This is a genomic window from Kitasatospora sp. NPDC032757 (assembly GCF_055579305.1).
In genome coordinates this window covers 75,575-83,699 of the sequence record NZ_JBVINN010000040.1, presented here as the reverse complement: position 1 = coordinate 83,699, position 8,125 = coordinate 75,575, and the positions used below count along the sequence as shown (strand labels likewise).

At 70.6% G+C, this 8,125-nt stretch carries 6 protein-coding genes; all 6 read left to right on the top strand.

Going from position 1 to position 8,125, the window contains the following annotated elements; translation table 11 throughout:
• A partial coding sequence (locus ACZ5WK_RS32310; protein WP_465552777.1) for a potassium-transporting ATPase subunit KdpA occupies positions 1 to 87 on the top strand: 87 nt, incomplete at its 5' end.
• Entirely contained in the window at positions 87 to 2,201 is a 2,115-nt protein-coding gene (gene kdpB, locus ACZ5WK_RS32305) for a potassium-transporting ATPase subunit KdpB (protein ID WP_465552775.1), read from the top strand. The genes ACZ5WK_RS32310 and kdpB, both read left to right, overlap by 1 nt.
• Positions 2,202 to 2,217: 16 nt before the next feature.
• Positions 2,218 to 2,853 carry a potassium-transporting ATPase subunit KdpC gene (gene kdpC / locus ACZ5WK_RS32300; protein WP_465552773.1) on the top strand — a complete coding sequence of 212 codons (636 nt, stop codon included), beginning with the start codon at positions 2,218 to 2,220 and terminating at the stop codon, positions 2,851 to 2,853.
• A 124-nt stretch (positions 2,854 to 2,977) separates the two neighbouring features.
• Positions 2,978 to 5,608: an ATP-binding protein gene (locus ACZ5WK_RS32295; protein ID WP_465552771.1), complete on the top strand. Its 2,631-nt coding sequence runs from the start codon at positions 2,978 to 2,980 to the stop codon at positions 5,606 to 5,608.
• Positions 5,605 to 6,279 carry a response regulator gene (locus ACZ5WK_RS32290; RefSeq protein WP_465552769.1) on the top strand — a complete coding sequence of 225 codons (675 nt, stop codon included), beginning with the start codon at positions 5,605 to 5,607 and terminating at the stop codon, positions 6,277 to 6,279. The genes ACZ5WK_RS32295 and ACZ5WK_RS32290 overlap by 4 nt, the downstream gene beginning before the upstream one ends.
• A 396-nt stretch (positions 6,280 to 6,675) precedes the next feature.
• The gene (locus tag ACZ5WK_RS32285; RefSeq protein ID WP_465552767.1) at positions 6,676 to 8,043 is read left to right on the top strand and encodes a hypothetical protein; all 1,368 of its coding nucleotides are present in this window, start codon (positions 6,676 to 6,678) and stop codon (positions 8,041 to 8,043) included.
• Positions 8,044 to 8,125: the final 82 nt, after the last annotated feature.

Below are 8,125 nucleotides of genomic sequence, written 5' to 3'. Positions count from 1 at the left end.
CTGCTGTCGGGCGTCGTCCTGATCGTCGTCGGCCTCACCTACTTCCCGGCCCTGGCCCTCGGGCCGATCGCGGAAGGTCTCTCCTGATGTCGTCCCCCACCCTCACTCCCGCTCCGGCTGACAAGGCCGAGAGCACGGTGCCCCACAGAGTCTCCGGCGGGCTTCTCGATCCCAAGATGATCGTGACCTCCCTCCCGGACGCGGTGAAGAAGCTCGACCCCCGGGTGATGGTCAAGAATCCGGTGATGTTCGTGGTCGAGGTCGGCTCGGTGGTCACCACCGTCTCGGCGATTGCGAACCCGTCGGTGTTCGCCTGGTCGATCACCGTCTGGCTCTGGCTGACCACCGTCTTCGCCAACCTGGCCGAGGCCGTCGCCGAGGGCCGCGGCAAGGCGCAGGCGGACACGCTGCGCAAGACCAAGACCGACACCATGGCCCGCCGGCTGCTCGACTGGCCGAGGAGTCAGGCGGAGGAGGAGGTCTCCGGGACCGCGCTGCGGCTGGGCGACCACGTGGTGGTCGAGGCCGGGCAGATCATCCCGGGCGACGGTGACGTCGTCGAGGGCGTCGCGTCCGTCGACGAGTCGGCGATCACCGGTGAGTCGGCTCCGGTGATCCGCGAGTCGGGTGGTGACCGCAGCGCGGTGACCGGCGGCACGAAGGTGCTCTCGGACCGGATCGTGGTGAAGATCGCCTCGGAGCCGGGCAAGTCGTTCATCGACCGGATGATCGCGCTGGTCGAGGGCGCGGCCCGGCAGAAGACGCCGAACGAGATCGCGCTGAACATCCTGCTGGCCTCGCTGACCATCGTCTTCCTGGTCGCGGTCGTGACGCTGCAGCCGATGGCGACCTTCGCGGGCGCCCCGCAGTCGATGATCGTGCTGGTCGCCCTGATCGTGGCGCTCATCCCGACCACGATCGGTGCGCTGCTCTCGGCGATCGGCATCGCCGGCATGGACCGCCTGGTGCAGCGCAACGTGCTGGCGATGTCCGGCCGCGCGGTCGAGGCGGCCGGCGACGTCAACACCCTGCTGCTCGACAAGACCGGCACCATCACCCTCGGCAACCGCCAGGCCGCCGAGTTCCAGCCGGCCAAGGGTGTGAGCATCGGTGACCTCGCGGATGCGGCGCAGCTGTCGTCCCTCGCGGACGAGACGCCGGAGGGCCGCTCGATCGTCGTCCTCGCCAAGACGGAGTACGGTCTGCGGGCGCGTGCGCAGGGCGAGTTGACGCACGCCACCTGGGTGCCGTTCACCGCGCAGACCCGGATGTCCGGCGTCGACCTCGACGAGGCCGACGGTGTCCACTCGGTGCGCAAGGGCGCGGCCGGTTCGGTGACCAACTGGGTCACCGAGAACGGCGGCACGGTCGGCAAGGACATCGCCGAGCTGGTCGACGGAATCTCCGCCGCCGGTGGCACCCCGCTGCTCGTCGCTTCGCGGATCGGCAGTGCGGCGCCCAAGGCCCTCGGCGTGATCTACCTCAAGGACGTGGTCAAGGAGGGCATGCGGGAGCGGTTCGACGAGCTGCGCCGCATGGGCATCAAGACCATCATGATCACGGGCGACAACCCGCTGACCGCCAAGGCGATCGCGGAGGAGGCGGGCGTGGACGACTTCCTCGCCGAGGCCACCCCCGAGGACAAGATGGCCCTGATCAAGAAGGAGCAGTCCGGCGGCAAGCTGGTCGCGATGACGGGTGACGGCACCAACGACGCCCCCGCCCTCGCCCAGGCCGACGTCGGTGTCGCGATGAACACCGGGACCATGGCGGCCAAGGAGGCCGGCAACATGGTCGACCTGGACTCCAACCCCACCAAGCTGATCGAGATCGTCGAGATCGGCAAGCAGCTCCTGATCACCCGCGGCGCGCTCACGACCTTCTCGATCGCCAACGACGTCGCGAAGTACTTCGCGATCATCCCGGCGATGTTCGCGGCGGTCTACCCGGGCCTGGACAAGCTCAACGTCATGGGCCTGCACAGCCCCCAGTCCGCCATCACCTCGGCGATCATCTTCAACGCCCTGGTCATCGTCGGCCTCATCCCGCTCGCCCTGCGCGGCGTCAAGTACCGCCCGTCCGACGCCAGTTCGCTGTTGCGCCGCAACATCGGGGTCTACGGCTTCGGCGGCCTGGTCGTCCCCTTCGTCGGGATCAAGCTGATCGACCTCGTCGTCCAGTTCATCCCCGGTCTGAGCTGAGAGAGGAGAACCCCAGATGTCCAAGCCCCTGCCCACCACCGTGCGCACGCACTTCACCGCGCTGCGGATGCTGCTGGTGATGACGGTGATCCTCGGCATCGCCTACCCGCTGCTGGTCACCGGCATCGGCCAGGCCGCCTTCAGCGGGAAGGCCAACGGCTCGATCGTGAAGACCGCCGACGGCAAGGAGATCGGCTCCAGCCTGCTGGGCCAGAACTACGACCTGCCCAAGCAGAACCCGGACGACGAGAACGAGGAGGCCAAGCCGGACCCGAAGTGGTTCCAGCCCCGCCCGTCGGCCAACAAGTACGACGGGAAGGTCTCCGGCGCCTCCAACCTGGGCCCGAACAGCGAGGACCTCACCAAGACGGTCGAGGACCGCCGCCAGGCCGTCGCCGCGTTCGACGGCGTCGACCCGGCGAGCGTCCCCGTCGACGCGGTCACCGCCTCCGGCTCCAGCCTCGACCCGCACATCTCGGTCGCCTACGCCAAGGAGCAGGTCGCCCGGGTTGCCAAGGCCCGCGGGAACGTCTCGCCCGAGCAGCTGAACAAGCTCGTCGAGAAGTACACCGAGGGCCCCTCGCTCGGCTTCCTCGGCCAGGAGGGCGTCAACGTCGTCCTGCTCAACAAGGCGCTCAGCGAGCAGAAGTGACCTCGCGCCGTACAACCGAGTAACCGGGACCGACCCGGGCACAGGAGAACCTCTCCCGTGCCCGGGTCGGTCGCCCATATGCGTGTACCTCCGATCGGCCCCCTCAGACGAAAGAGCAGCGCCCATGGCTCGCGACCTCACCCCCGGCACCACGCACCGCCGTGGCCGGCTGAGGGTGTACCTCGGTTCCGCCCCCGGTGTCGGCAAGACCTACCGGATGCTGGACGAGGCCCACCGCAGACAGGAGCGGGGCGCGGAGGTGGTGGTCGGATACATCGAGTGTCACGGGCGGAGATTCACCGAAGGACTGGTGGACGGGCTTGAGGTGCTGCCGAGAATCAGGCGGACCTATCGGGAAGCCGAGTTCGAGGAGATGGACCTGGACGCCCTGATCGCCCGGCGTCCCTCGGTGGCGCTGGTGGACGAACTGGCCCACACCAACATCCCCGGCGGCCGGCACGCGAAGCGCTGGCAGGACATCGACGAACTGCTGGACGCCGGGATCGACGTGATCACCACCGTCAACGTCCAGCACCTGGAGTCGTTGAACGACGTCGTCCAGAAGATCACCGGCATTCCCCAGCGCGAGACCGTCCCGGACGAGGTGGTCCGCCGGGCCGAGCAGATCGAGCTGGTTGACATGGCCCCCCAGGCGCTGCGCCGCCGGATGGCCCACGGCAACGTCTACAGGGCGGAGAAGGTGGACGCCGCGCTCTCCAACTACTTCCGGGTCGGCAACCTCACGGCCCTGCGCGAGCTCGCCCTGCTCTGGGTGGCCGGGCGGGTCGACGAGGGGCTGCGCGACTACCGGGCCAGCCACAACATCGACCGGGTCTGGGAGACCCGCGAGCGGGTCGTGGTCGCCCTCACCGGCGGCCCGGAAGGCGAGACGCTGATCCGCCGCGCCGCCCGGATCGCGGACCGGACGGCGGGTGGTGATCTGCTCGCGGTGCATGTGACCCGCAGCGACGGGCTGGCAGGGGCGTCGTCGGGGGCCCTTGCTCAGCAGCGGCAGCTGGTCGAGGCGTTGGGCGGCAGCTACCACGTGGTGGTCGGGGACGACATCCCGACCGCGTTGCTGGCGTTCGCCCGGGCACATGACGCCACGCAGCTGGTGCTGGGCACCAGTCGCCGGGGCCGCCTCACCCGCTTCCTCACCGGCCCAGGCAACGGGCAGACCACCGTGGACGCCTCCGAGGACATCGATGTCCACATGGTCACCCACGAGTTCACCGGCCGCGGCCGGCTGCCCTCGCTCGGCCGCCGCCACTCCAAGCGCCGCACCATCGCCGGGTTCGCGTCAGGGCTGGTGGTTCCCGCGCTGCTGACCGCGTTGCTGTCTCCGTTCCATTCCCAGCTGAACCTGACGACGGACGCGCTGATCTTCCAGCTCGGCGTGGTGGCCGTGGCGTTGCTCGGAGGAGCGACCTCGGCCCTGCTGGCTTCCGTGATCGCCTCGCTGCTGCTGAACTACTTCTTCATCCCGCCCGTCCACAATCTCACCATCGGCGAGACCAACAACCTCGTCGCGCTGATCGTTTTCGCCGCCGTGGCCCTGACCGTCTCCACCGTGGTCGACCACGCGAGCCGGCTCACCACCCGGGCCGCCCGGGCCACCGCCGAGGCCGAGACCCTCTCCACCCTCGCCGGCAGCGTGCTGCGCGGCGCCGACGCGCTGCCCGCCCTGCTGGAGAAGTCCCGGACGGCCTTCGGAATGGACTCCGTCGCCCTCCTCGACCGTGCTACCGGCCGGACCATCGCCTTCAGCGATGCGGAAGCCGACACCGGCGCCGGCCAAGGTAGCGGGGACAGCAGCGGCGCGGACCGGGAGGTGACCGAGGCCCCGGTCGGGGAGAGCGCCCTCCTCGTGCTCACCGGCCGCCGGCTGCCCGCCGCCGACCAGCGTGTGCTCACCGCCTTCGCCGCGCATGTCGCCGCCGCGCTGGAACGCGACCGGCTCGCCGTGGTCGCCGCCGAGGTCGAGCCGATCAAGGCCGCCGACCGGATGCGCACCGCCCTGCTCGCCGCCGTCAGCCACGACCTGCGCACCCCGCTGGCCGCCGCCCTCGCCTCCATCGGCTCGCTGCGCAGTCCAGATGTGGAGTTTTCGGATCAGGACCAGGCCGAGCTGCTCGCCATGGCGGACGAGTCCCTGGTCAAGCTCACCCGGCTGGTGGACAACCTGCTCGACATGAGCCGTCTCCAGGCCGGCGCCCTCACCCTCCACCTGGCGCCCACACATCTGGAAGAGATCCTGCCGCGCGCGGTGGACTCGCTCCCGGACCCGTACGCCCCGGTTCAGCCGCTCGACCTGGACACGGTGCCAGCGGTGCTGGTCGACCCGCCGCTGCTGGAGCGCGTGCTGGCCAACGTCATTGCCAACGCGCTGCGGCACAATGCCCCCGGCGCGCCCGTGCTGGTCGCCGCCAGCCACCACGCCGAGCGGGTCGAGGTCCGGGTGATCGACCGCGGTCCCGGGATCGCCCCCGAGGACCGCGACCGCGTCTTCCTGCCCTTCCAACGCCTCGGCGACACCGACAACACCACCGGCGTCGGCCTGGGCCTCGCGCTCTCCCGCGGCCTCGCCGAGGCCATGGGCGGCAGCTTGGAGGTGGAGGACACCCCCGGAGGCGGCACCACCATGCTCCTGACCCTGCCCGCCGCCCCGGACGAGGCGGCCCTCGACAGGGACACCATGACGGTTCCGGCGCCCGAGGCCGGGACGGACCACGTGGAGAGGAACGCGGACCGATGAGCCACATCCTGGTGGTCGACGACGAGCCGGCGCTGCTGCGCGCGCTGCGGATCAGTCTCCAGGCGCGCCACTACTCGGTCCTGACCGCGGGTACCGGCCAGGAGGCGCTGGACTCGGTCGGCCAGGCGCCCCCCGAGGCGCTGGTGCTGGATCTCGGGCTGCCCGACCTCGACGGGGTGGACGTCATCCGGGGTGTGCGCTCCACGTTGGACGTTCCGATCATCGTGCTGTCCGGGCGGGCCGACACCGAGGAGAAGATCCGGGCGCTCGACGCGGGGGCGGACGACTATGTCACCAAACCGTTCGTCATGGACGAGCTCTTCGCCCGACTGAGGGCCATCCTGCGCCGGCCGGTGACGTCGGTTCCCGCACCGCCGCCGCGGATCGGCCCGTACGAGGTCGATCTCGCCGCGGCCACGGTGACCGGGCCGGACGGAACGGTGCGGCTCACGCCCACGGAGTGGAAGATCCTCGCTCTGCTGATGGCCAATCCAGGCCGGTTGGTGCCCGGGCGGCAGATCCTGGCCGAGGTCTGGGGACCGGAGGCGGAGGGCAACGGCAACTATCTGCGGGTCTATCTGTCCGCCATGCGCCGCAAGCTCGAAGCCGACCCGGGCCGGCCGCGCCATCTGATCACCGAGCCTGGAATCGGCTACCGCTTTCAGCCCTGACCTGCGGCGCCAATGGTTCGTCAAGATCGCGGGGCGGGCCGTCAAGGAGGCGTCAGGGTGCTCCGATCACGGCATCGGGCGGGCATAGCGTCAGCGGTGAGGAAACGGTTCGCCGCCAGAGTCAACGACTGAGCGGCGGATCGTGCCGAATCCCAGCCCCGGCGGTTTCCTTCGGGGCCGTTTCGGCGGCCAGTGAAAAACAGGGGAGGGGGGCGCGCGGCGATGCCAACGGGTACGTCGGGCAGATCGATCGTCGTGGGGGCGGGCTCGCCGGGGGTGGCGGGCACAGATCCGTTCGATCCGATACCCGCGCCGCGTGCCCCCCGTCACTGGAGACCTCGTGCGGGGGCCTCCCGTGGCTGGCTCCGCCGGTCGTGGTGGCACACCCCGCGCCTGGTGCGCGGCCTCACCGGCCTCTGCCTGGCGGCGCTGCTCACCGCCGGAGCGGTGAGTGCCACCGTCCTGACCGGGGCCCGCGACGGCACCGACACCATTGGCCATCAGGCCGCACCCCAGGTGGTGCGCTCCGCGGACCTGTACTTCGCGCTCAACGACATGGACGCCCAGGCCGCCAACCTGCTGCTCTTCGGCGCGGATCCGGACTTCACAGCGCTGCGCAAGCAGACCCTGGAGACCTACGAACAGCGCCGCGCCCAGGCCGACACCGACCTTCAGCGCGTCGCCGAGGCGGTGGCCGGCGATCCGGCCGGGCAGCGGGCCGTGCAGACCGTCATCGGTGAACTCGGCCGCTACGAGAGCCGGGTGGCCCGGGCCCAGCTGTTGGAGGAGCAGGCCCACGCGCCCGCCGGCAAGCCGTCGGCGGAGGCGCTCGCGGCGTACCGGGAGGCGACCGACCTGCTGCGGCAGCGCCTGCTGCCCGCCGTGGACGAGGTCACGGCAGCCAACTCGGCCACCGTGGAACGGATCTACGCGGCCCAGCGGGGAGATATCGGCACCGGCTGGTGGTGGATCCTGGCCACCGGTCTGCTCGCGCTCGCCGGCCTCGGAGCCCTCCAGCGCGTCCTGACGGTGCGCTTCCACCGACTGGTGAACGTGCCGCTGGCCGTGACCACCCTGCTGGCCCTCTCCGGGCTGATCACCGGACTGGCCCTCGCCTCCCGGGCGGAGCACCAGTTGGTCGTCGCCAAGAGCAACTCCTACGACTCGGTGATCGCCCTCAGCCGGGCCCGCGCGGTGGCGTACGATCTGAACGCCGACGAGAGCCGTTACCTCACCGACTCGGCCCGGGCGGCCGCGTACGAGCAGAGCTTCTTCGACAAGACCCAGGCCTTCGCCCGGGTCGACGGCGCCGCCCTCGGCACCTACAACGCAAAGCTCGCCGCCTTGGCGGACACGCACCGGGCCGACCACGCCACCACCGGCTTCGGCGGGTTCCTCGGCGACGAGCTGCGGAACATCACTTTCGCCGGCGAGCAGGATGCGGCCGAGCGGGTGCTGACGGCGTTCCAGGCCTACCAGCGGGACGACCGCAGGATCCGCGAAATGAACGCACAGGGGCGCCTCAAGGAGGCCGTCACCTTCAACACCGGCCTCGCCGCCGGCCAGTCCAACGCCGACTTCGGCCTCCTCAGTACGGCCCTCGACGACGTCCAGGCGATCAACCAGCGTGCGCTCGACGCCGCGGTCGCCGCTACCGACGACGACCTCGACACCGTGACGGCCGCCGCCGGCGGAGCCGCACTGGCAGCGGCGCTCGCCCTCGTCGCCCTCGGTGTCCGACCCAGGCTGCGGGAGTTCGCCTGACCGGCCTGTTGGGAACGCGTTCGGGCCGCATCAGGAATCCGTCAACGCGGTTACCTGGTAGGAGAGTTGGCCGCTAGCGTGC

Coding starts and splice junctions, on each gene's coding strand:
- ACZ5WK_RS32290 (WP_465552769.1), top strand. CDS start 5,605: ATGAGCCACATCCTGGTGGTCGACGACGAGCCGGCGCTGCTGCGCGCG.
- ACZ5WK_RS32295 (WP_465552771.1), top strand. CDS start 2,978: ATGGCTCGCGACCTCACCCCCGGCACCACGCACCGCCGTGGCCGGCTG.
- kdpC (WP_465552773.1), top strand. CDS start 2,218: ATGTCCAAGCCCCTGCCCACCACCGTGCGCACGCACTTCACCGCGCTG.
- kdpB (WP_465552775.1), top strand. CDS start 87: ATGTCGTCCCCCACCCTCACTCCCGCTCCGGCTGACAAGGCCGAGAGC.